Annotated in this window: 19 protein-coding genes; 9 read left to right on the top strand and 10 right to left on the bottom strand. The window is 61.5% G+C overall.

Translation table 11 applies throughout. The features are described 5' to 3' along the window. The first annotated feature begins 97 nt into the window (after positions 1 to 97). On the top strand, positions 98 to 610 hold the full coding sequence (locus P353_RS25170) for a hypothetical protein (RefSeq protein WP_034375733.1): 513 nt from the start codon (positions 98 to 100) through the stop codon (positions 608 to 610). 76 nt (positions 611 to 686) lie between these two features. Here P353_RS25170 and proX (P353_RS25175) read toward each other — a convergent pair whose 3' ends face one another. From proX (P353_RS25175) to P353_RS25200, 6 genes are all read right to left on the bottom strand, one after another. Further along, positions 687 to 1,733: a glycine betaine/L-proline ABC transporter substrate-binding protein ProX gene (gene proX, locus P353_RS25175; RefSeq protein ID WP_080750678.1), complete on the bottom strand. Its 1,047-nt coding sequence runs from the start codon at positions 1,731 to 1,733 to the stop codon at positions 687 to 689. A gap of 108 nt (positions 1,734 to 1,841) precedes the next feature. Beyond that, a complete protein-coding gene (gene proX, locus P353_RS25180; RefSeq protein ID WP_034375734.1) occupies positions 1,842 to 2,912 on the bottom strand; it encodes a glycine betaine/L-proline ABC transporter substrate-binding protein ProX in 1,071 nt (356 codons plus the stop codon). 175 nt (positions 2,913 to 3,087) lie between these two features. Further along, on the bottom strand, positions 3,088 to 4,143 hold the full coding sequence (gene proX / locus P353_RS25185) for a glycine betaine/L-proline ABC transporter substrate-binding protein ProX (protein ID WP_034375735.1): 1,056 nt from the start codon (positions 4,141 to 4,143) through the stop codon (positions 3,088 to 3,090). A gap of 20 nt (positions 4,144 to 4,163) precedes the next feature. Next, the gene (gene proW, locus P353_RS25190; protein ID WP_080750679.1) at positions 4,164 to 5,426 is read right to left on the bottom strand and encodes a glycine betaine/L-proline ABC transporter permease ProW; all 1,263 of its coding nucleotides are present in this window, start codon (positions 5,424 to 5,426) and stop codon (positions 4,164 to 4,166) included. 15 nt (positions 5,427 to 5,441) lie between these two features. Next, positions 5,442 to 6,737 carry a glycine betaine/L-proline ABC transporter ATP-binding protein ProV gene (gene proV / locus P353_RS25195; protein WP_155500106.1) on the bottom strand — a complete coding sequence of 432 codons (1,296 nt, stop codon included), beginning with the start codon at positions 6,735 to 6,737 and terminating at the stop codon, positions 5,442 to 5,444. 716 nt (positions 6,738 to 7,453) lie between these two features. Then, positions 7,454 to 8,092 carry a YqhA family protein gene (locus tag P353_RS25200; protein WP_034375737.1) on the bottom strand — a complete coding sequence of 213 codons (639 nt, stop codon included), beginning with the start codon at positions 8,090 to 8,092 and terminating at the stop codon, positions 7,454 to 7,456. Positions 8,093 to 8,450: 358 nt separating this feature from the next. Between P353_RS25200 and acs the strand changes: the two genes are divergently transcribed. Together acs and P353_RS25210 are read left to right on the top strand one after the other, a co-directional pair. Then, positions 8,451 to 10,445 carry an acetate--CoA ligase gene (gene acs, locus P353_RS25205; protein WP_034375739.1) on the top strand — a complete coding sequence of 665 codons (1,995 nt, stop codon included), beginning with the start codon at positions 8,451 to 8,453 and terminating at the stop codon, positions 10,443 to 10,445. Between the two features lie 141 nt (positions 10,446 to 10,586). Next, the gene (locus P353_RS25210; protein WP_034375740.1) at positions 10,587 to 11,042 is read left to right on the top strand and encodes a hypothetical protein; all 456 of its coding nucleotides are present in this window, start codon (positions 10,587 to 10,589) and stop codon (positions 11,040 to 11,042) included. 106 nt (positions 11,043 to 11,148) lie between these two features. Here the strand turns inward: P353_RS25210 and argG are convergent, their stop codons facing one another. The 4 genes from argG to P353_RS25230 all read right to left on the bottom strand — a co-directional run bounded on the left by argG (position 11,149) and on the right by P353_RS25230 (position 14,303). Then, positions 11,149 to 12,486 carry an argininosuccinate synthase gene (gene argG / locus P353_RS25215; RefSeq protein ID WP_034375741.1) on the bottom strand — a complete coding sequence of 446 codons (1,338 nt, stop codon included), beginning with the start codon at positions 12,484 to 12,486 and terminating at the stop codon, positions 11,149 to 11,151. A 106-nt stretch (positions 12,487 to 12,592) separates the two neighbouring features. Continuing rightward, positions 12,593 to 12,910 (bottom strand): pyrimidine/purine nucleoside phosphorylase, encoded by a 318-nt coding sequence (locus P353_RS25220; RefSeq protein ID WP_003057202.1) that lies wholly within the window; start codon positions 12,908 to 12,910, stop codon positions 12,593 to 12,595. Between the two features lie 149 nt (positions 12,911 to 13,059). Beyond that, positions 13,060 to 13,815: a glycine zipper 2TM domain-containing protein gene (locus tag P353_RS25225; RefSeq protein WP_034375742.1), complete on the bottom strand. Its 756-nt coding sequence runs from the start codon at positions 13,813 to 13,815 to the stop codon at positions 13,060 to 13,062. A gap of 125 nt (positions 13,816 to 13,940) precedes the next feature. Beyond that, entirely contained in the window at positions 13,941 to 14,303 is a 363-nt protein-coding gene (locus P353_RS25230; RefSeq protein ID WP_034375744.1) for an ArsC family reductase, read from the bottom strand. Between the two features lie 100 nt (positions 14,304 to 14,403). Between P353_RS25230 and folC the strand changes: the two genes are divergently transcribed. From folC to gltX, 6 genes are all read left to right on the top strand, one after another. Further along, positions 14,404 to 15,729, top strand: coding sequence for a bifunctional tetrahydrofolate synthase/dihydrofolate synthase (gene folC / locus P353_RS25235; protein ID WP_034375746.1), 1,326 nt, complete (start codon positions 14,404 to 14,406; stop codon positions 15,727 to 15,729). A gap of 58 nt (positions 15,730 to 15,787) precedes the next feature. Beyond that, positions 15,788 to 16,750 (top strand): SPOR domain-containing protein, encoded by a 963-nt coding sequence (locus tag P353_RS25240; RefSeq protein WP_034375748.1) that lies wholly within the window; start codon positions 15,788 to 15,790, stop codon positions 16,748 to 16,750. 27 nt (positions 16,751 to 16,777) lie between these two features. After that, entirely contained in the window at positions 16,778 to 17,275 is a 498-nt protein-coding gene (locus P353_RS25245; protein WP_034375749.1) for a CvpA family protein, read from the top strand. Positions 17,276 to 17,471: 196 nt separating this feature from the next. Further along, positions 17,472 to 18,980 carry an amidophosphoribosyltransferase gene (gene purF / locus P353_RS25250; RefSeq protein WP_003061095.1) on the top strand — a complete coding sequence of 503 codons (1,509 nt, stop codon included), beginning with the start codon at positions 17,472 to 17,474 and terminating at the stop codon, positions 18,978 to 18,980. A gap of 300 nt (positions 18,981 to 19,280) precedes the next feature. Then, entirely contained in the window at positions 19,281 to 20,492 is a 1,212-nt protein-coding gene (locus P353_RS25255) for an O-succinylhomoserine sulfhydrylase (RefSeq protein ID WP_034375790.1), read from the top strand. 150 nt (positions 20,493 to 20,642) lie between these two features. Beyond that, positions 20,643 to 22,052 carry a glutamate--tRNA ligase gene (gene gltX / locus P353_RS25260; protein WP_034375750.1) on the top strand — a complete coding sequence of 470 codons (1,410 nt, stop codon included), beginning with the start codon at positions 20,643 to 20,645 and terminating at the stop codon, positions 22,050 to 22,052. Positions 22,053 to 22,146: the final 94 nt, after the last annotated feature.

The following is a 22,146-nucleotide window of genomic DNA, read 5'->3' on the forward strand; positions in this document are numbered from 1 at the left end:
TTATGTATGCAACACTTTGTTGCATCGAGATATCCGCAGCAATTGCAGGATGCCGCTGTCTGTTAACGTGCCTGCTTTTGGAAAATCAGAGGTATTCATGCAGAGCAAGCTGTGGCGCCTGGCGGCCAGTGTCATTGTGGTGACGGGTTTGACCGCCTGTTCGAGCTTGTCCGGCATGACGGACAAGGTTTCCCAGACCTGGGACAAGACCTGGACCGGTCTCACGGGCAAGAAGCAGGTCCAGACCCAGACCGCGGTCAAGCAGGCCGGCCCGGTATCCGAGGGCCTCAAGCCCAGCCAGGAAAGCGGGCGCTGGCAGGGCCTGTACAGCCTGGACGGCGAGACGGCCCGGTTTCAGGAGTGCGAAAGCGGCCAGATCATCAGCGTGCTGCCCGAGGGCGACAGCGTGCTGCTGGAGCAGGCTTATCTGAACACTCGCAGCAGCGCCACCATCGCCATGCTGGCCGAGGTGCAGGGCAGGGTGGTGGAGCGAGCCGTGGCCGATCCGGTGCTGGCCCGGCAGGGGCGCAAGATGCTGGCGCTGAGTGTGGAGCGCTTTGTCGCCCTGTCCAGCCAGGCGGCTTGCCGCAATGCCAAGGCCAACTGGTAGGCAGCGGCCCGCTGTTCAAAGAACTTTTGATAGCTTCCAGCGCTTTGCCATCAAGCGCTGGAGCCGTTTTTGATACTTATTTGGCAGCGGCGAGCGCCTGCTCCAGCCAGCCGTCAAAAATCTGTTGATGGGCCTTGATCCAGCCGTCCACATGGCGGCCGACATCGGCCTCGCTGCTCTCGCCCTGGCGCATGCGCATGTTCTGGGCGTTGATGTCCTCGATGGGCAGCTGCATCACGGCGAAGAGCTTGGCAGCGGCCGGATTTTTCTCGGCCCAGGCCTTGTTGGCCAGGATGTATTGCTGATTGAGCTTGAAGCCGTAGTTCTTGCCATTGGGCAGCTGGGTCTGGTCTTCGCCCTGGGCACCGGGGACATTGGGTACCTCCAGCCAGCTGACCTCCTTGCCCGGGCGCAGCACGGTGTTCACCCAGAACGGGGTCCAGACGTAATACAGAATGGGCTTGCCGCTTTTGTAGCGGGTGATGGTGTCGGCAATCAAGGCCTGGTAGTTGCCTTGCCTGTGGGTGATGCTGGACTCCAGATCCAGTCCCTTGAGATGTTTGTTGATGGCCAGCTCGCAGCCCCAGCCAGGGTTGCAGCCCGTCAGGTCGGCCTTGCCGTCGCCATCGGTGTCGAACAGCGCTGCCAGCTTGGGGTCCTTGAGCTGTGTGATGCTGGTGATTTGGTACTTCTCGGCCGTGGCCTTGTCGATCAGATAGCCTTGCACCGCATTGCGCGAATAGGTGCCGGCGCGATAGAAGGCCTTGTCTGCGCCATTGTTCTCATAAAAGGCGCGGTGCAGTGGCATCCAGTGAGTGGCGGTAAAGGTGGCGTCGCCCTGGGCCACGGCCACATGCTGGGTGCCGTTTTCCAGACTCTTGACGGGCTGTACCCGGTAGCCCAGCTTCTCCAGAGCGCGCGCAACCAGCAGGGTCTGGAACATTTCCTCATCCACCGTACCCTTGAGCGGTTGCACCGAGACGCCTTTGCCGGGCAGTTCGCGAGAGTTCGTTTGCGCTTGTACGGCAGCGGCGCCAAAGCTCAGCAAGGCGATGACAGCCAGACAGCGGTATTGGTGCTGTAGGGGGGGGAGAGGGGAATGTGCGGGCGTTTTGCTGTGCATGAATACTCCTTGGGTGCTGGGTGCCTACCCCGAAATCGGCATGAAAAAAAGCGAGAGGGTTGATGAAGGAAACGGCGCCCGAAGCCGGTTCGGCGCGCCGTTGTCGAATCAGGATTTCAGGGCCGCAGCCTTGGCCTGGACAATCCAGGCGCCAAAAGTCTTCTGGTGGGCCTTGATCCACGCGTCCACATGACGGTGGATATCGGCGGGCTTGCTCTCCCCTTCGCGCAGCAGCTGGTTCTGGCGGCTGATGTCGTTGATGGGAATCTGCATGATCTCGAACAGCTTGCCGGCAGCCGGGTTCTGCTCGACCCAGAGCTTGTTGGCCACGATGTACTCGTTGTTGAGCGGAAAGCCGTAGTTGCGGCCATTGGGCAGCTTGGTGTCGGTGCCGGCCTGCACGCCCGGCATGGAGGAGCGCGACACCTGCAGCCACACCACTTCCTGGCCGGGGCGCAGCACATTGCTGAGCCAGTAGGGCGTCCACGCGTAGTACAGCACGGGCTTGCCGGCCTTGAAGCGCGCCAGCGTGTCGGCAATCAGGGCCGGATAGTTGCCCTGGGTGTAGCTGACGGTGTTTTCCAGACCAAAAGCCTTGATCTGGTGAGCCACCACGGCCTCGCCACCCCAGCCGGCGTTGGGGCCGATCAGATTGGCCTTGCCGTCGCCGTCGATATCGAACAGGGCCGCCAGTGCGGGATCTTTGAGTTGGTCGAGATGGGTGATCTTGTGTTTGTCGGCCGTCTTCTTGTCGATCATGTAGCCCTGCGCGGCACCGGCTGCATACACGCCCTTGCGCGAGAGCTTGGCGTCGCCGCCGGCCTGCTGATAGAACTCGGCGTGGTGGGGGTTCCAGTGGTTGGCCATGAAGCTGGCATCGCCATTGGCCACGGCCACGTGGATCAGCGGGTAGTCCAGCTCTTCCCAAGGCTTGACGGTGTAGCCCAGTTGCTGCAGCGCCTTCATCACCAGCAGCGTTTGGAAGTTCTCCTCGGCCAGAGCGCTTTTGACAGGCAGCACGGTGATACCTTTGCCCGGAAGCGCATCGCCAGGCACATTCTGCCCGCCCGCCCAGCTCGATGTATGACCCAGACTCAGCGCTGCGGCGCCGGCCGTGCCCAGCAGCAACTGGCGCCTGGTGTGTCGGGTTGTGGTCGGCGTTTGCACAGACTTGCTCATTGTTCTTGTCTCTCCTTGGTGTGGGTGGGCTTGCGGCCCGATTGAAATTGACACCCCACGCTTCCCACTGCGTGTGGTTCGCTGCCCCTCCAGGAGGGGCGTTTTTATCCTGGGGTGGCCCGGTGATAAAAAAACGGCGGCCGCGCAAGCGGTCGCCGTGATTCGGGGATGGGGATCAGGACTTCTTGGCAGCCGCCAGCGCCTGGCTGATCCAGCTGTCGAAAGTCTTCTGATGGGCCTTGATCCAGCCGTCGGTGTGACGCTCGATGTCGGAGGCCTTGTTCTGGCCCTGGCTCATCATGTAGTTCTGGGCGTTGATGTCGCCCACGGGCAGCTTGATGATTTCAAACAGCTTGGCTGCCGCAGGGTTGTGCTCGGCCCAGGCCTTGTTGGCCACGATTTGCTGGTTGTTGGCAATGAAGCCGTAGTTCTTGCCGTTGGCCAGCTTGGTGTCAGTGCCGGACTGCTCGCCGGGCAGCGCGGAGAACGGAACCTCCAGCCACACCACATCCTTGCCGGGCTTGAGCACATTGCTCACCCAGTAGGGCGTCCAGGTGTAGTAGAGAATCGGCTTGCCCGCCTTGTAGCGTGTGATGGTGTCGGCCATCAGCGCCGAATAGGTGCCCTGCTTGTGGGTGACCGTGTCGCGCAGCTTATAGGCACCGAGCTGGTGCTCGATCATGGCCTCGCAGCCCCAGCCGGGCGTGCAGCCCGTCAGGTCGGCCTTGCCATCACCGTCGGTGTCGAAGAGCTTGGCGATCTCGGGGTTCTTGAGCTGGCCCAGATTCGTGATCTTGTGCGCATCGGCCGTCTTCTTGTCGATCAGATAGCCCTGAGCGGCATTGGCCGAGAACACGCCCTTGCGGTAGAGCTTGGCGTCGCCGCCTGCATTCTTGTAGTAGTCCGCGTGCAGCGGGTTCCAGTGATTGGCCATGAAGGTGGCGTCGCCGTTGGCCAGGGCAATATGGGCCGTGGGATATTCCACTTCCTTCATGGGCTGGACCTCGTAGCCCAGCTTTTCCAGAGCCTTCATGACGAGCTGGGTCTGGAAGCTTTCCTCGGCAATTGAGCTCTTGAGCGGCTGTACCTTGACGCCCTTGCCCGGCAGTTCGTCGGCGGCAAAGGCGCCGGTGCTGACCATGGACAAGGCCATGGAGGCTGCCGCCGTGCTGGCAAGCAGCCAGTGGCCCAGTCCATGGCGGATGCTGACAGTGTGGTTGACTGTATTCATGCGTTCTCCTTGTTCTTGATTCAGATCGTCGCGGGCTTGGCGGCCTCGTTGCCGGGCTTGGGGGCCGGCGCAGGCTTGGGGGACGGCGCAATGCGTTTGCTGTCCAGCATGCGCATGACCAGACCGGCCGGGCCCGTGGCCCACCCGCGGGCACTGCCGCGCTTGGGCTCGCCCATGGCTTGGGTGATGCGGTCCAGCACGATGGCCAACAGCACAATGCCCAGGCCGCCGACGGTGGCCAGACCCATGTCCAGACGGCCGATACCCCGCAGCACCATCTGGCCCAGACCGCCCACGGCGATCATGGAAGCGATCACCACCATGGACAGCGACAGCATCAGCGCCTGGTTGATGCCCGCCATGATGGAAGGCATGGACAGCGGCAGCTGCACCTTCCACAGCAGTTGGGCGGGCGATGCACCGTAGGCACGGCTGGCCTCGATCAGGTCGGGGCGTACCTGGCGGATGCCCAGATTGGTCAGTCGGATCAGCGGCGGCAGCGCAAACACAATCGTCACGATCACTCCGGGCACGTTGCCGATACCGAACAGCATGACCACAGGCACCAGATAGACGAAGGCCGGCGTGGTCTGCATGGCGTCCAGCAGCGGGCGCGTCCAGCGCTGGGCTCGGTCGCTGCTGGCCAGCAAGATGCCGACGGGCAGGCCGATCACGATGCAGAAGAACAGCGAGGTCAGAACCAGGGCCAGCGTGACCATGGCTTCGGACCAGATGCCCAGCAGGGCCACAATCAGCAGCGAAACTGCCGAGCCAATGGCCAGCTTGCGGCCAGCAAACTGCCAGGCCAGCAGGGCGATGAGCAGCACCAGCGCTGGCATGGGAATGGTCTGCAGCACATCGGTCACGCCGTTGAGCGTGGCGTCGATAGGCGTGCGCACGGCCTGGAAGAAGGGGCGGAAATGATCGACCACCCAGGTCAGGCCGTTGTTGATCGAGTCCTGCACGGGCAGGCCTTCGGTGGTGATCTGGTGCCAGAGCTGGCCTATGCCGCCGTCATGCTCGGGCACATCGGTGGGCGAGGGGGCGCTGAGCCAGTCGGTGCTGCTGGCCTGGCTAGCAGCATCTCCGCTGCTCCAGGCATCGGTACTTGAGCCGGCATCCGCATCGGCATAGGAGGCAGCCCAGGGATCGGCATCTGCCGCCGAGCTAGTGACATTGGCGCTGGCCGGCTCGGTGGCGGGCGCAGAGGCTGCGGCCCACGGGTCGTCAAAAGCCGCGCTGGTGGTTTCTGTGTTGGGATTGTTCAGTGCGTTATCGTTCAAATCGGCTCCCTTCTTTTAATGCGCTGCGTGCTGGGCAGCTTGCGTATTGGGCTTGGGCTGGAAGTGCTGATCCAGCTTGATGGGCGGAATTTCCTTCTGGGGTGGCGGCACCGGTGGGGTGGCGCGATCCAGGAACTTGAGCATGGTGGTGCGACTGATAACGCCCAGGTATTTGCCTTCTTCATCCACTACAGGCAGCGGGTAAGCCGGAGTGGCCACGGTGCCGAACAGCTCGGCCACCGGCGTGCTGCTGGCGATAGGCTGCACATCGGAGATGAAGGCGTGCTTGAGGCCCAGCATTCCCTCGTGGCCGTGCAGCGCATCGCGCAGCGACTGCGACGAGACCACGCCCAGAAAGCGTTTGCGTGCATTGAGCACATAGGCGTAATCGCGGTCGGAGTCCTCCAGCAGGCGAAGCGCGGCGCGGCAGCCGCGGTCGCTGTGCTCTGAAATCACGGTCAGCGCCTGCCGGGCGATGTCGGAGGCCTTGAACACGGCTGCCGCATCCACGCCCTGAATGAAGGTGCGCACATAGTCGTTGGCCGGGTTGCGCAGAATCTCGTCGGGCGTGCCGACCTGCTGGACCATGCCGTCCTTCATGATGGCGATGCGGTCGCCAATGCGCATGGCTTCGTCCAGATCGTGGGAGATGAAGACGATGGTGCGGCGCTTGATTTCCTGCAGGCGCAGGAGCTCGGACTGCATTTCGGTGCGGATGATGGGGTCCAGCGCCGAGAAGGCCTCGTCCATCAGCAGGATGGAGGGGTCGGACGCCAGCGCGCGGGCCAAGCCTACGCGCTGCTGCATGCCGCCGGAGAGCTCGTCCGGGTAGCTGGCGCCCCAGGCACCCAGGCCCACCTGCTCCAGGGCATCCTGCGCCTGTTGCTGGCGCGTGGCGCGGTCCACGCCCGCCAGCTCCAGACCAAAAGCCGTGTTGTCCAGCACCGTGAGGTGGGGCATGAGGGCAAAGGACTGGAACACCATGGAGATGTCCTTGCGGCGCAGTGCGCGCAGTTCCTTGTCATTGAGCGCATTGATGTCCTGGCCGTCGACCAGAATGCGGCCGCTGGTGGGCTCAATCAGGCGATTGAGCATGCGCACCAGGGTGGACTTGCCCGAGCCCGACAGGCCCATGACCACGAAGATTTCTCCGGCTTCGATGGTGAAGTCGGCGTCGAACACGCCGATGGATTGCCCGGTCTGGGCGAGGATCTCCTGCTTGCTCCGGCCCTGTTTCACAAGGTTGAGCGCGGTTTTCGGATCGTTGCCGAAGACCTTGAAGACATGATCGATAGCGATTTGCTTGGCCACTGTGGCGTTCTCCTTTTTGATGGGATGGAACACAGTCCAGCGCCCACGACCGGTAATGCCGGTGGGCGCTGGCGCACAAGCCAAAATAAAAGCCCTGATGCCGCAGCCCAGCCCGGTCTGGTGAACAGGACTGTGCAATGCAGATGACGCAGCGATGGCGCCGAGTTTTCAGCCCGGATGGCACAGCCAGGTGTGCGCAAGAGCTGGCAAATTGGAAGAAGCAGCTGGCTGGCAGAGCAGGTACCGACTGGCACGCATCTGCACGGCTTCTTGTCAGGCCAACCCCGGCACATCGGCCGGGGAGAGCCCCCTACATCAGGGCCGTGTTTCGGCCCGGTTGACGGGGCTGCGCCAAAGAGCGGCAAGCGCTCTTGAATTGACACAACGATCCGCCGGGAAGTGAGTCAACCGCATCTCAACAATGCGGTGACGACCTGCGCGGCAGGTTGTAAATGACTTTTTAATATATCGAATTGGGTTTTATGCGTCAAATCGAGCTGTAAGCTTTGCCGCCCGCATCCGCCGGAAATGGCGCGTCTGAAACATTCGCATACGTAAAAATAGTTGGCACAAGTCCTTGATAGATAAGGACTTAAGCCGGATTGGCGAATTGTTTTTGGCGGTTGTCAGCTTTTGACGAGCTTTGCGCGCGTTGCAGGCATGAAAAAAGCCCCTTCATGGATGACCATGCGGGGCTTTTTTGGGGGATTGCGGCTTCAGTGGTGAGCGCTTTGGGTGAGCTTGTCCGTCAGCGCGATGGCCAGGGCGCTGAGCAGGAAGACCACATGGATGATGGTTTGCCACATCAGCACCTGGACTTCATAGCTGCCGGCATTGATGAAGCTCTTGAGCAGGTGGATGGAGCTGATGCCGATGATGGACAGCGCCAGCTTGACCTTGAGCACCGAGGCATTCACATGGCTCAGCCACTCGGGCTGGTCGGGGTGGGATTCCAGACCCATACGGCTGACAAAGGTTTCGTAGCCGCCCACGATGACCATGATCAGCAGGTTGGAGATCATGACCACATCGATCAGGGCCAGTACCACCAGCATGATGATGGTTTCGTTCAGATGGGTGATCTGGACATCGCTTTTGTAGCCAATATTGGTGATCAGGGCATGCAGGGCTTCCTGATTGCCGAAGACCGCCTCCACCAGATGCCAGAGTTCCAGCAGAAAGTGCCAGACATAGACACCCTGGGCGGCAATCAGACCTAAGTACAGCGGCAACTGCAGCCAGCGGCTGGCAAAGATCAGCGAGGGCAAGGGGCGCAATGCGCCAGAGGGCTGGTAGCCGCCATGCGGCGTGTGGTGGGTGGAGTTGCCTGCTTCGTCGGAAGGGATGCGGCTCATGATGTGTATGCGGGGCGGACTGGATGCGATGGTGGGCAACGGGATGCCGCCATCTTGTAAGACTGGTTTTGCTGGGGCCGCATCCCGGACTGCCTGCGCCTTCGAGAGCAGGCCGCCACGTGGGCCCCGGCCTCTGCAGCAGCAGGTGCGCGATTCTAAGGGTTTGTTCCGAGGTGTTTTGAGAAAAGTGCAAGCAAATCAACACCAAGCAGGCGCCTTCTGCTGCAAAAATGGGAGCGAATGACGGGCTTGACGGCGTGCAAAAGCCGCTTCTCAATTTCAGTCAGTGGGGTGTAAGACCGAGCCTTGACAGTACACCCACAATTATTTCATTGCTTATGCATCAGGAGACAAAACGATGAGCGCCTCGACATCAACCATCGAATCCGTGCTGGTGGAAAACCGTGTGTTCCCGCCCCCAGCGGATTTCGCCGCCAAGGCCCGCATCTCGGGCATGGCGCAGTACCAGGCCTTGTGCGACGAAGCCGAACGCGACTATGAAGGCTATTGGGCGCGTCTGGCGCGCGAGAACGTGAAGTGGACCAAGCCCTTCACCCAGGTGCTGGATCAGAGCAACCCGCCTTTCTACAAGTGGTTTGCAGATGGCGAACTCAACGCCAGCGCCAACTGCCTGGACAAGCACATGGGCACGCCCGTGGAGAACAAGACGGCCATCATCTTTGAAGCCGACGGCGGCGAGGTCACCAAGGTCACTTACAAAGAGTTGCTCGCCCGCGTCAGCCAGTTCGCCAATGCGCTGAAGTCGCGTGGCGTGCAAAAGGGCGATCGCGTGCTGATCTACATGCCCATGACCATAGAGGGCGTGGTGGCCATGCAGGCCTGCGCACGTATCGGCGCCACGCATTCCGTGGTGTTCGGCGGCTTCTCGGCCAAGGCCGTGCAGGAGCGCATTGTGGACGTGGGTGCCAGCCTGGTCGTCACCTCCAACTACCAGATGCGCGGAGGCAAGGAGCTGCCGCTCAAGGCCATCGTCGATGACGCGATTGCACTGGGCGGCTGCGAAGCCGTCAAGAGCGTGCTGGTCTACGAGCGCACGGCCACCGCCTGCAATATGGTCGCTGGCCGCGATATCAGCTTTACCGATGCGCTGGCTGGCCAGTCCACCGAGTGCGAGGCCGTGCCCGTCAATGCCGAGCATCCGCTCTTCATCCTCTACACCAGCGGCTCCACCGGCAAGCCCAAGGGCGTGCAGCATGCCACCGGCGGCTATGTGCTGTGGGCCAAGCAGACTTTCGAGTGGACCTTTGATGTCAGGGACAGCGATGTCTTCTGGTGCACGGCCGATATCGGCTGGATCACCGGACACAGCTATGTGGCCTATGGTCCGCTGGCGGCCGGTGCCACGCAGATCGTGTTCGAAGGCGTGCCGACCTTCCCCAATGCTGGCCGCTTCTGGCAGATGATCGAACGTCACCAGTGCAGCATCTTCTACACGGCGCCCACTGCCATCCGCTCGCTGATCAAGGCCGCGGACTCCGACCCCACCGTCCACCCGAAGAACTGGAATCTGTCCAGCCTGCGTCTGCTGGGCTCGGTGGGCGAGCCCATCAACCCCGAGGCCTGGATGTGGTATCACAAGCATGTGGGCGGCGAGCGCTGCCCCATCGTGGACACCTTCTGGCAGACCGAGAACGGCGGCCACATGATCACGCCGCTGCCCGGTGCCACGCCCCTGGTGCCCGGCTCCTGCACCCTGCCTTTGCCCGGAATCACGGCGGCCATCGTCGACGAGGCCGGCAATGAGATCCCCAATGGCGCAGGCGGCATCCTGGTGGTGAAAAAGCCCTGGCCTTCGATGATTCGCACCATCTGGGGCGACCCCGAGCGCTTCAAGAAGAGCTACTTCCCCGACGAGCTCAAGGGCTACTACCTGGCCGGCGACGGAGCCGTGCGCAGCGAGGACCGGGGCTACTTCCGCATCACGGGCCGTATCGACGATGTGCTCAATGTCTCGGGCCACCGCATGGGCACCATGGAAATCGAGTCAGCCCTGGTGTCCAAGACCGATCTGGTGGCCGAAGCCGCCGTGGTCGGCCGTCCCGACGACCTGACCGGCGAAGCCATCTGCGCCTTCGTGGTGCTCAAGCGCGGCAAGCCTACGGGCGAAGAAGCCAGGCAGATTGCGGCCGAGCTGCGCAACTGGGTGGCCAAGGAGATCGGCCCGATTGCCAAGCCCAAGGACATTCGCTTCGGCGACAACCTGCCCAAGACCCGCAGCGGCAAGATCATGCGCCGCCTGCTGCGCTCGCTGGCAAAGGGCGAGGCGATTACCCAGGACACCAGCACCCTGGAGAATCCCGCGATCCTGGAGCAATTGTCGGAGACCAATTGAGCCGGCGAATGCCGCTGATCTGACCGCATGATGATGACAAGGCCGCTGGAAACAGCGGCCTTGTCATTTCTGGCGCTTGCTGACGCAAGCCGATGCGATCTTGGGTTAAAACAAGGCATTTCGGAGTACAAGGAGAAGAGCATGAACTTTCGCACCATCTGCATTGCCATCATCGTGGCCCTGATTGCCGTGTTGGCCGCCTTCAACTGGACAGCGCTGTCCACGCCTGCTGCAGTTTCGCTGGGCGTGACCGAAATCCAGGCGCCGCTGGGCGTGCTCATGCTGGCACTGACGATCTTGCTGAGCGTGTTCTTCATCGCCTATGTGCTGTGGATGCAGGGCTCGGTGCTGCTGGAGGCGCGTCGCCACGCCAAGGAGATGCAGGCTCAGCGCGATCTGGCCGACAAGGCCGAGGCTTCGCGCTTTACCGAGCTGCGCAGCGTGCTGGAAGCCTTGCACGCCAGGGACAAGGAAGAGGTGATGGCCCGGCTCGATGTGCTGGAGGCTCATCTGGTGCAGCGCGCCCAGGAGTCGGACAACAGCACGGCCGCCTATGTGGGGCAACTGGAGCAGCAAGTGCATCAGATCAATCGCTGAAATGAAATATTGATAGCTGCAATCGCTTTATATAAAAGAGATTAAGGCATATACAGTATGAAAAAAGCCGCTGCACTGCAGCGGCTTTTCGCGCAAGCGGACCGAATTACTTCTTGTCGTTGCCCAGCTGTGGCAGAGCGTTGGCGCTGCTCACGCTCAGCAGGCCGGCTTGCGAGTAGATGGCCAGCTTGGCGCGGGTGTCGATCAGGTCCAGGTTGCGCATGGTCAGCTGACCGATGCGGTCGATGGGGCTGAAAGGCGCGTCTTCGACCTTTTCCATGGACAGGCGCTCGGGAGCGTAGGTCAGGTTGGGCGACTCGGTGTTCAGGATGGAGTAGTCGTTGCCGCGGCGCAGTTCCAGCGTCACGGTGCCGGTCACGGCACGGGCCACCCAGCGCTGCGAGGCTTCGCGCAGCATGATGGCCTGGGGGTCGAACCAGCGGCCCTGGTACAGCAGACGGCCCAGGCGCAGGCCGTTGATGCGGTACTGCTCGATGGTGTCTTCGTTGTGGATGCCGGTCACCAGGCGCTCATAGGCAATGTGCAGCAGGGCCATGCCGGGGGCTTCGTAGATGCCGCGGCTCTTGGCTTCGATGATGCGGTTTTCGATCTGGTCGCTCATGCCCAGGCCGTGGCGGCCGCCGATGCGGTTCAGCTCCAGGAAGACTTCCACGGCATCGGTGTATTCCTTGCCGTTGATGGCCACGGGGCGGCCTTCTTCGAAGGTGATGGAGACTTCCTCCGCCTTGACTTCGACTTCGGGCTTCCAGAAAGCCACGCCCATGATGGGGTTCACGATGCGGATGCCGGAGTTCAGGAATTCCAGATCCTTGGCTTCGTGGGTGGCGCCCAGCATGTTGGAGTCGGTGGAGTAGGCCTTCTCGGCCGACATCTTGTAGCCGAAACCTTCCTTGGTCATGAAGGCCGACATTTCTGCGCGGCCGCCCAGCTCGTCGATGAAGTTGCTGTCCAGCCAGGGCTTGTAGATCTTGAGCGCCGGATTGGTGAGCAGGCCGTAGCGGTAGAAGCGCTCGATGTCGTTGCCCTTGAAGGTCGAACCGTCGCCCCAGATGTTGACGTCGTCTTCCTTCATGGCCGCCACCAGCATGGTGCCGGTCACGGCACGGCCCAGGGGGGTGGTGTTGAAGTAGGTGATGCCGCCGGTGGAAATGTGGAAGGCGCCGGACTGGATAGCGGCAATGCCTTCGTTGGCCAGCTGGGGGCGGCAGTCGATCAGGCGGGCCTTTTCTGCGCCATATTCCATCGCCTTGCGGGGAATTTCGTCGTAATCGGCTTCGTCGGGCTGGCCCAGGTTGGCCGTGTAGGCGTAGGGCAGGGCACCCTTGTTCTTCATCCAGCGCAGAGCGGCAGAGGTGTCCAGGCCGCCGGAGAAGGCGATGCCGACCTTTTGGCCGACGGGAACATGTTGCAGAATGGTTTCCATGAGATTTCTCTTAAAAATGATAGCTGCAAGCGCTTTATGGGTAAGCGATTGGGGCTGAAAAGGCTTGAAATTCTCGGGTCTGACCCGGAGCCGGGCCAGGCGCGGATCAGGCGTAATGGCAGATGTAGTGATAAGCCTCTGTCACGCGAATGTCGAACTTGGAGTTCGCGGGGATCTGAAAGCTCTCTCCGGCCGAGGACTTCTTCCACTCGTCGCTACCGTCGAGTTTGTATTCGCAGGAGCCGCCCACGCATTCCATGATTTCTGCGGCTGCGGTGCCAAAGGTCAGCGTTGCAGGCAGCACCACGCCCACCGACTTCTTGGTGCCGTCGGCCAGGGTGAAACTGTGGCTGACGCACTTGCCGTCAAAGTAAACATTGGCCTTGGTGGTGAGGCTGACGCCTGCGATGGTTTCGGTGGTCATGGAAGAAGTACGCTGTGCGTGGTCGAAGATCAAAAGCATTGATTTTAGGCCACGGGATTTGCACCTGCGCGAATGCTTGGCAAAGGCAGGAAAAACAAGAGCCCCGTGACGGGGCTCCTGGGCGGCCTGCAAGGCCGGATGGACTCGGATCAGCGGCGCCAGCCGTGGCCGCCATGACCGCCGTGCCAGCCCGGACGGTAGCCGGGTCGGTAGTAGTGGCTGGGGCGGGTGGCGTAGTAGGCGCCTGCACCGATGGCGGCGCCGATCAGCAGCGGTGCCACATAGTCAGACGCCGAATAGGTCGAGCCTACCGAGTAGGTGGGCGCCACGGGCTGAGGGGCGTAATAGCCGCTGTCGTAGTTCTGTGGGTAGCTGGTGCTGTAGGCACCCTGAGGAGGCGTCTGGGTGCTGTAGTAGCCGTCGTTGCTGTAGACCGGGTCGTTGGCCACGGGCTGCACATTCAGCGCAATCCATTGGCCGGGCGGGTTGGCGGTCTGTGTGGTGTAGCTGCGACCGTTGTACTCATAGGTCACGTTGTAGCCCACGGTACGGTTTTGATAGAAGGTCTGCGTGCTGCACTGGCGCATGTTCTGGTACTGCACGGGGCCCGAGGCCTCGGCCTGATTGCCCAGCATGGCACCGCCGACCAGGCCGGCGGCCGTGGCTGCTGCACGGCCGCCGCCGCCACCGATGGCATTGCCGATCAGGCCGCCGGCAATGGCTCCGACCACGGCACCTGCACCGGTGGGGCGAGGAGCGACCGCCACCGGCTGGTCGCTGCAGACCTGCTGCGGCACGGCGACTTGCTGGGTGATGGGGGTCGAGGACAGCACGCGGCCACGCTCCTGGGCATAGGCCCCGGTGGCTGCCACGGCGGTCAAAGTCAAAACTGCCAGAGTTTTCATCTACATCTCTCCTGTCTCTGAAGCTTTAACGCATCAGATCACCAAAAAGTTTAGGGGATCTGCGTAAATACCAGCGCTCGGCTCCGTAAAACTAGGTAAAGCCATGTGTAAATGTGAGTGGTTGCTTATGTATTTTGCATCGTATCCCATTCATCGGCCTTGAAGCCGACGGTGATTTTCCCGTCGGCCCATTCCACCACGGGTCGCTTGATGGTGCTGGCGTGCTCCTGCATCACGGCGGCGGCACTGGGCGCATCCACGGCAGAGGCCTTGGTCGCGTCATCGAGCTTGCGCCAGGTCGTTCCCTGGCGGTTGAGCAGCTTTTCCCAGCCCACGGCCTGCATCCACTGTGGCAGGCGCTCGGCGGGAACGCCTTGCTTCTTGAAGTCGTGAAATTCGTAAGTAATGCCTTGCTCACTGAGCCAGCTGCGTGCTTTCTTGACGGTGTCGCAATTGGGGATGCCGTAGACGGTGGTGGTCTTGCTCATGGTGTTCGCTAGCGGTGAAACGGTTGGAGTCAGATGTAACGCATTTGCCAAGTGCCGGCAGCCATAGGGCCTCTGACAGTGGGCGACAATAGCGCCCAGTATGCACACCATATTTCCCACCTTGGATGCTTGGCTGGCTTATTGCGAGCGCCTGCATCCCCAGAACATTGCCCTGGGTCTGGATCGCGTGCGTGAAGTCGCACAGCGCATGGGCCTGCAATTCGACTGCCCCGTCATCACAGTGGCCGGCACCAATGGCAAGGGTTCGACCTGCGCCATGCTGGAAGCCGTGGCATTGCAGTCCGGCTTTCGCCCCGGTGTCTATACCTCGCCGCATCTGGTTCACTTTGAAGAGCGCTGCCGTGTGGGCGGCGAGATCGTCAAGGCCGAGGAACTGATCCCGCATTTCGAGGCAGTGGAGCAGGCCAGGGTCAAGGACGGCAAAGAGGTTGCACTCACTTACTTCGAGTTCACCACGCTGGCGATATTGCGCCTCATGAGTCTGTCCAGACTGGATGTGGCGATTCTGGAGGTGGGTCTGGGAGGCCGGCTCGATGCCACCAACATCATCGATGCCGACTGCGCCATCATCACCAGCATCGATCTCGATCACATGGAGCTGCTGGGTCCGGACCGCGAAAGCATTGGCCGCGAAAAAGCCGGCATCATGCGCGCTGGTCGTCCCGTCATCGTCAGCGACCCGGTGCCGCCGCAAAGCGTGATCGATCATGCGGCCGAAATCGGTGCAGACCTCTGGCGCTTCGGCAAGGACTTCAATTACGACGGCGACAAGCAGCAATGGGGCTGGGCCGGCCGTGGCCGCCGCTATGCGGGACTGGCCTATCCGGCGCTGCGCGGTGCCAATCAGCTGATGAACGCCTCCGGCGTGCTGGCCGCGTATGAGGCCATACGGGCCAAGCTGCCGGTGACGGCGCAGGCCGTGCGCACGGGCTTGTCCATGGTGGAGCTTCCCGGCCGCTTCCAGATCGTTCCCGGCCAGCCCACGCTGGTGCTGGATGTGGCGCACAACCCGCATTCGGTGGCTGCGCTCACCGCGAACCTCGATGCCATGGGCTACTTCCCGACCACGCATGCCATATTCGGTGCCATGGCAGACAAGGACTGGGAGCCCATGCTCACCAGGGTGGGGCCGCTGGTCGATCGCTGGTATTTCACCGATCTGCCCACGCCGCGTGCGGATTCTGCAGAAAACCTCAAGGCCAAGCTTCAGCAGTTGCAGGCCCAGGGCGTGATCCGCAAAGATGTGAGCATGCAGACCTTTGCCAATCCCCAGCAGGCTCTGGATGCCGCAGTCGCGGCCTCGGAGGCGGCTGATAGAATCGTGGTCTTTGGATCGTTCTTCACTGTGGGCGGAGTGTTGCAAAACGGCACGCCTCGTCTGAACGCCAAACACCTGACTCACTGAGTCAGCGGCCTGTCGCTCCGGCTTTTGCCGGGTGGCAGGCCTCAACAAGTCCTCACTCATGGCATTTTTCAATTTCCGTTGGCCTGGCAAAAAAGACGAAGCCGAGTCCGTGGCCGGAGCCAAGCGCCCCAGTCGCCTGGCCCAGGGCGAAAGCGTGGAAGCCATGCGCCGCCGCGCACGTCATCGCCTCATCGGGGCGGCCGTGCTGGTGCTGATCGGTGTGGTGGGCTTCCCGCTGCTGTTCGATACGCAGCCACGTCCCATTCCGGTCAATATCCCGATTGAAATTCCCGATCAGGCCAATTCGGCTCCCGAGGTCGTGCCTGGCACCCATGTGGCGAGCCAGACGGCCGCGCCGTCAGGGCGTGTTGCTGCCAATGCTTCTTTGGATGATGGCGAGGAAGTGCTTGCGCCCTCGGCCAGGCCTGCAACTCCAGCGACGGCGACTGTGGCACCTGCTGCTCCTGTGGTCGGGGCTGCGGTCACTGCGGCTGCCGTCGGCACAGCCGCTGCAGTGGCGTCTCAGGTCAAGGCCGAGCCCAAACCAGAAGTCAAACCTCAACCCAAACCTGAGCCCAAGCCCGAGGTAAAGCCTGAGCGCAAGCCGGAGCCCAAGCCCGAAAAGCCCAAGGCGGAAGCCAAGCCCGAGCCCAAACCCGAGGTTAAGAAGCCGGAAGCCAAACCCGAGCCCAAGCACAAGCCGGAGGCGCCCAAAGTGGACGAGGCCGCTCGTGCCCGTGCACTGCTGGAGGGGCGTAGCACCTCGGAGCCTGCCGCGCCCAAGGAGGCTGCAGCCTCCAACGAGCGCTTCATCGTTCAGATCGGTGCCTTTGCCGAAGTCGGCAAGGCCAATGAAATCAAGGGCAAGCTGGGTGCCGGAGCCTTTACCCAGACCGTGGATACCAAGGACGGCAAGCGCACACGGGTTCGCATGGGGCCTTTCAAGAGCCGCGAAGAAGCCGACAAGGCCGCTGCCAGGGCCAAGGCCCTGGGCCTGCCGGCATCGGTGTTCAAGGCTTGATCCAGGGTTTTGGCAACAGTTGGATTGATGAGCACGCTGGACTGGATGTTTGTGGCCGTTGTGCTGGGCTCCTTGTTGCTTGGGGCCTGGCGCGGTCTGGTCTACGAAGTCCTGTCTCTGCTGGGCTGGGTGGTGGGCTTTGTGGTCGCACGCAGCTGGGCGCAAGAAGTGGCGGTATGGCTGCCGCTGGACGGCTGGGACATGCAGCTGCGTTATGCGGCGGGCTTTGTGCTGCTGCTGGTGGGGGCCATGTTTGCCTGGGGAGTGATCTCCTGGCTGTCCAAGCAGTTGATTGAAGCCGTGGGGCTGAGGCCTGTGGATCGCACCTTGGGTGCCTTGTTCGGTGTCCTGCGCGGCGGCCTGCTGCTGCTGGTGCTGGCTCTGGTGATCCAGTACACGCCGCTGCACAAGGCCTTGTGGTGGCAGGACTCGGCTCTGGCGCCCTGGTTGAGCGAGGTGCTGGGCTGGGCGCTGCCGGCACTGCCTCAGGAGTGGGGGCAGTATCTGCCCAAGGCCGCCTCTTGACGCGAAGTTTTTTGCCGCGATTTACCTCAGGGTTGAAAGTGGCTAAGGCGCTTGCTGTAAAACGCAGTGAGTGTCGACGAGAGTTTGGTGTTGGCGTGATCCGCCATGCCGGATATCAAAGCGCAGGCTAGCCAATGGGTGGCGAAGCAGGCGAGTGTGGCGAAGGGCGACTTTCGCGAACAGATGGAACGCAACTATGTGTGGAATCGTTGGTGTGGTGAGCACCACACCCGTGAATCAGCTGATTTATGACGCTTTGCTGCTGTTGCAGCACCGTGGGCAGGATGCAGCCGGCATCGTGACCCAGCAAGAACGCAAGTTCTTCATGCACAAGGCCAAGGGCATGGTGAAGGATGTGTTCCGCACCCGCAATATGCGTGCTCTGCCCGGTGATGTGGGCCTGGGTCAGGTGCGTTATCCTACGGCGGGCAATGCTTCCAGCGAGGAAGAGGCTCAGCCCTTCTACGTGAATGCGCCCTTCGGTATCGTCATGGTGCACAACGGCAATCTCACCAATGCCAAGCAGTTGCGCCGCGAACTGGCGGATACCGATCATCGCCACACCAACACCGAAAGCGACTCCGAAGTCCTGCTCAACGTGCTGGCGCACGAGATCGGTCGCGCCTCCAGCGGCGCGCCGCTTCAGAGCGAGGAAATCTTCAAGGCCGTGCGTGCGGTGCACAAGCGTATCAAGGGCTCTTATGCCGTGATCGCGCTGATCGCTGGCTACGGCCTGCTGGCCTTCCGCGATCCCTTCGGTATTCGTCCGCTGTGCATGGGGCGCGGCAATGATGGCACCATCATGCTGGCCAGCGAGTCCGTGGCGCTGGAAGGTACGACCCATCAGTTCGAGCGCGACATCGCTCCCGGCGAAGCGATCTTTGTGCACAACGACGGCCGCGTCGAAAGCCAGCAATGCGCTGAAAAGACCCAGCTCAATCCCTGCGTGTTCGAGTATGTGTATCTGGCACGTCCCGACTCCACCATGGACGGCATCTCGGTCTATCAGGCTCGCCTGAACATGGGTGAAACGCTGGCCAAGCGCGTGATCTCCATGGTGCCGCCCAATGAAATCGATGCGGTGATTCCCATCCCCGAGTCGAGCCGCCCCAGTGCCATGCAACTGGCACAGTTGCTGGGCAAGCCCTATCGCGAAGGTTTTGTGAAGAACCGCTATGTGGGCCGTACCTTCATCATGCCCGGCCAAGGGGCGCGCAAGAAGTCGGTGCGCCAGAAGCTCAACGCCATCAGCAGCGAGTTCAAGGGCCGCAATGTGCTGCTGGTCGATGACTCCATCGTGCGCGGAACCACCTCCAAGGAAATCGTGCAGATGGCGCGCGATGCCGGTGCCAACAAGGTGTATCTGGCGTCCGCTGCGCCCCCAGTGCGTCACCCCAACGTGTATGGCATTGACATGCCCACGCGCTCCGAGCTGGTGGCTCACGGCCGCACGGTCGAGGAAATTCGCCAGGTCATCGGCTGCGACGCGCTGATCTACCAGGACGTGGAAGCCATGAAGCAGGCCGTGGGCAAGATCAATGCCCAAGTGAGCGGCTTCGAGGCTTCCTGTTTCGACGGCATCTATATCACCGGCGACATTTCCGATGAAGAGGTGACGGCGCTCAACGAGGGGCGCAACCGCGGCAGCGAAGAGGAGAGCGAAGACACTTCGCGCCTGTCCCTGCCGAATGCTCAGGAAAGCTGAGCGTTAAAGCGCAGCGAATGACCGAGTCGGAAAGGGTTGCTTAGGCAACCCTTTTCATTCGGGAGGACAATGGCAGAGCTGTGCGGTCGGTATGCTCTTTAAAAGTGAGCTAGTGACATATGCGCATCAAGGGATTGAGGTTGATTTGACTCGAATTCCATGATGTGCGAGCAAAGCATATTCAAAGACCGGCATGGCGTGTGCCGCGCCGGTCGAGCTGGTGGAGCAGCAAGCCTGCAGGCCTGATTGGCGGTCTGCAGTGAACTCGTGACCAGTACCAACCATCTGGATTTGACGATTGTGACCAACAAGACATTACCCGAAGGTTTGCATCCTGAAACTCTGGCCGTGCGCGAAGCGGTCGAGCGCAGCCAGTGGGGCGAGCATTGCGAAGCCCTGTACATGACCAGCAGCTTTGTGCAGCCCGATGCAGCGACCGCAGCGCGACGCTTTGCCAATGAAGAGCCGGGCTTCACCTATAGCCGCACCGGCAACCCCACGGTCACCAGCTTTGAAAAGCGTCTGGCGGCCATGGAAGGTACGGAGTGTGCGGTCGCGACTTCCACCGGCATGTCGGCCATCTTGCTGGTGGCGCTGACGGCGCTCAAGACAGGCGATCATGTGATCTGCTCGCAGTCCATGTTCGGCTCCACCATCAAGCTGCTGGGCACCGAGATGGCACGTTTCGGCGTGGAAACCACATTTGTCTCGCAGACCGATATTGAAGCCTGGAGGGCGGCCATCAAGCCCAACACGCGCATGCTGTTTGCCGAGACGCCCACCAACCCGCTGACCGATCTCTGCGATATCGCCGCACTGGCCGAGCTGGCGCACGCTCACAACGCGTTGCTGGCCGTGGACAACAGCTTCGCCACTCCGGTGCTGCAGCAGCCCGTGAAGTTCGGCGCCGACCTCGTCGTGCATTCGGGCACCAAGTTCCTCGACGGCCAGGGCCGTGTCATGGCCGGTGCGGTTTGCGGCACCATTGCCCTCGTAGACAAGGTCATGGGCACTTTCTTGCGCAGCGGTGGCCTGAACATCGCTCCCTACAACGCCTGGACGGTGATGAAGGGCCTGGAAACCCTGGCTTTGCGCGTCAAGGCGCAAAGCGCTGCGGCGCTGGAGTTTGCCACCTGGCTGCAAGCCCATCCCAAGGTGGCGCGTGTCTACTACCCGGGCCTCAAGAGCCATCCTCAGCACGAGCTGGCCATGCGTCAGCAAAACGGCATGGGCGGCGCCGTGCTGGCGTTCGACGTGGTGGGTGAGGGTGCGGAGCAACTGCGTACCAATGCCTTCCATGTGGTGGACAGCACGCGTCTGTGCTCGATTACGGCCAACCTCGGTGATGTGAAGACCACCATCACTCATCCGGCCAGCACCTCGCATGGTCGTCTGACCGAAGACCAGCGTCAGGCTGCCGGCGTGGGCCAGGGTCTGATTCGTATTTCCGTGGGTCTTGAGCATCTGGAGGATCTCAAGGTCGATCTGGCTCGCGGGCTGGATACGCTGTGAAACACCCCCTGAGTCGCTTCGCGCCTTCCCCCTCAAGGAGGACGATGCCTGCGCTGCGAGGCGGCTCTTGCTCGGCATCTCTGGCCGAGACTGCGTGCGTATCAAGCGCCGCAGCCTTGACACGGGGAATGTCGTACAAGGATTTTTGATATGACAACCAACAAAATTCGCACCCGCTTTGCCCCTTCGCCCACAGGCTTCATCCATCTGGGCAATATTCGTTCGGCCCTCTACCCTTGGGCTTTTGCGCGCGCCAATGGCGGCGACTTCGTGCTGCGCATTGAAGACACCGATCTGGAGCGTTCCACCCAGGCGTCTGTGGATGTGATCCTGGAAGGCATGGAATGGCTGCAGCTTGACCACGACGAAGGTCCTTTCTACCAGATGCAGCGCATGGATCGCTACAAGCAGGTGCTGGCCACGCTGCAGGAAAAGGGCTATGTCTACCCCTGCTACATGAGCATGGAGGAACTGGACGCACTGCGTGAAAAGCAGATGGCGGCCAAGGAAAAGCCCCGCTATGACGGCACATGGCGCCCCGAGGAAGGCAAGGTCCTGCCCCACATTCCCGAAGGCGTGAAGCCCGTGCTGCGCTTCAAGACTCCGCAAACCGGCGTGGTGGGCTGGGACGACAAGTGCAAGGGGCGTATCGAGTTCCAGAACTCCGAGCTCGACGATCTGGTGATTGCCCGCCCCGACGGCACGCCCACCTACAACTTCTGCGTCTGCGTGGACGACATGGACATGAACATCACCCATGTCATTCGTGGCGACGACCATGTGAACAACACACCGCGTCAGATCCACATTTTTGAAGCGCTGGGTGCTGTCGTGCCTACCTTTGCTCACCTGCCCACCGTGCTCAACGAGCAAGGCGAAAAGATGAGCAAGCGCAACGGTGCCAAGGCCGTGACCCAGTACCGTGATGAGGGCTATCTGCCCGATGCCATGGTGAACTATCTGGCCCGCCTGGGCTGGAGCCACGGTGACGACGAAATCTTCAGTCGTGCCCAGTTCCTGGAATGGTTCAACCTGGATCATCTGGGTCGCAGCGCCGGTCAGTTTGACGAAGCCAAGCTGCGCTGGGTCAATGCCCAGCACCTGAAGGCCATGGATGACGCCGTTCTGGCCCAACTGGTCAAGCCCTTTGTCATCAAGGCGGGTGTGGCCGAGAACCTGATCGATGCCGACGACCGTCTGGTGCGCATTGCGGCCTTGTTCAAGGATCGTTGCGAGACCTTGGTGGATCTGGCCAACTGGGCAAAGGTCTTCTATGTGGACAGCGTGGAGCGCAATGCAGAAGACTACGCCAAGCATGTGAGCGAGGCGGCCAACCCCGTGCTGGATGCATTTGCGGCCGTGGTGGAAAGCGTGGAATGGACCAAGGAAGCCATTGCGGCTGCGATCAAGGAGTTGCTCAAGGCGCAGGGCGTGAAGATGCCTGTGCTGGCCATGCCAGTACGTGTTCTGACGGTGGGCACAGCCCATACGCCCTCGGTCGACGCGGTGCTGGAATTGCTTGGACGTGAAAAAGTTATCGCGCGTTTGAAAAATCGCTAAAAACCTGTCTATAATTCGAGTCTCTGCAAAACGCGACTGATTAAAAGGTTGTCTTGCAGGGAGTTTTGGGGGTATAGCTCAGCTGGGAGAGCGC

The sequence above is a fragment of the Comamonas testosteroni genome (assembly GCF_000761245.1).
Taxonomy (GTDB): Bacteria; Pseudomonadota; Gammaproteobacteria; order Burkholderiales; family Burkholderiaceae_C; genus Comamonas; species Comamonas testosteroni_C.

Coding starts and splice junctions, on each gene's coding strand:
- P353_RS25225 (WP_034375742.1), bottom strand. CDS start 13,815: ATGAAAACTCTGGCAGTTTTGACTTTGACCGCCGTGGCAGCCACCGGG.
- argG (WP_034375741.1), bottom strand. CDS start 12,486: ATGGAAACCATTCTGCAACATGTTCCCGTCGGCCAAAAGGTCGGCATC.
- purF (WP_003061095.1), top strand. CDS start 17,472: ATGTGTGGAATCGTTGGTGTGGTGAGCACCACACCCGTGAATCAGCTG.
- P353_RS25210 (WP_034375740.1), top strand. CDS start 10,587: ATGAACTTTCGCACCATCTGCATTGCCATCATCGTGGCCCTGATTGCC.
- proX (WP_080750678.1), bottom strand. CDS start 1,733: ATGCACAGCAAAACGCCCGCACATTCCCCTCTCCCCCCCCTACAGCAC.
- P353_RS25170 (WP_034375733.1), top strand. CDS start 98: ATGCAGAGCAAGCTGTGGCGCCTGGCGGCCAGTGTCATTGTGGTGACG.
- proX (WP_034375734.1), bottom strand. CDS start 2,912: ATGAGCAAGTCTGTGCAAACGCCGACCACAACCCGACACACCAGGCGC.
- P353_RS25240 (WP_034375748.1), top strand. CDS start 15,788: ATGGCATTTTTCAATTTCCGTTGGCCTGGCAAAAAAGACGAAGCCGAG.
- P353_RS25220 (WP_003057202.1), bottom strand. CDS start 12,910: ATGACCACCGAAACCATCGCAGGCGTCAGCCTCACCACCAAGGCCAAT.
- P353_RS25200 (WP_034375737.1), bottom strand. CDS start 8,092: ATGAGCCGCATCCCTTCCGACGAAGCAGGCAACTCCACCCACCACACG.
- P353_RS25245 (WP_034375749.1), top strand. CDS start 16,778: ATGAGCACGCTGGACTGGATGTTTGTGGCCGTTGTGCTGGGCTCCTTG.
- folC (WP_034375746.1), top strand. CDS start 14,404: ATGCACACCATATTTCCCACCTTGGATGCTTGGCTGGCTTATTGCGAG.
- acs (WP_034375739.1), top strand. CDS start 8,451: ATGAGCGCCTCGACATCAACCATCGAATCCGTGCTGGTGGAAAACCGT.
- gltX (WP_034375750.1), top strand. CDS start 20,643: ATGACAACCAACAAAATTCGCACCCGCTTTGCCCCTTCGCCCACAGGC.
- P353_RS25230 (WP_034375744.1), bottom strand. CDS start 14,303: ATGAGCAAGACCACCACCGTCTACGGCATCCCCAATTGCGACACCGTC.
- proX (WP_034375735.1), bottom strand. CDS start 4,143: ATGAATACAGTCAACCACACTGTCAGCATCCGCCATGGACTGGGCCAC.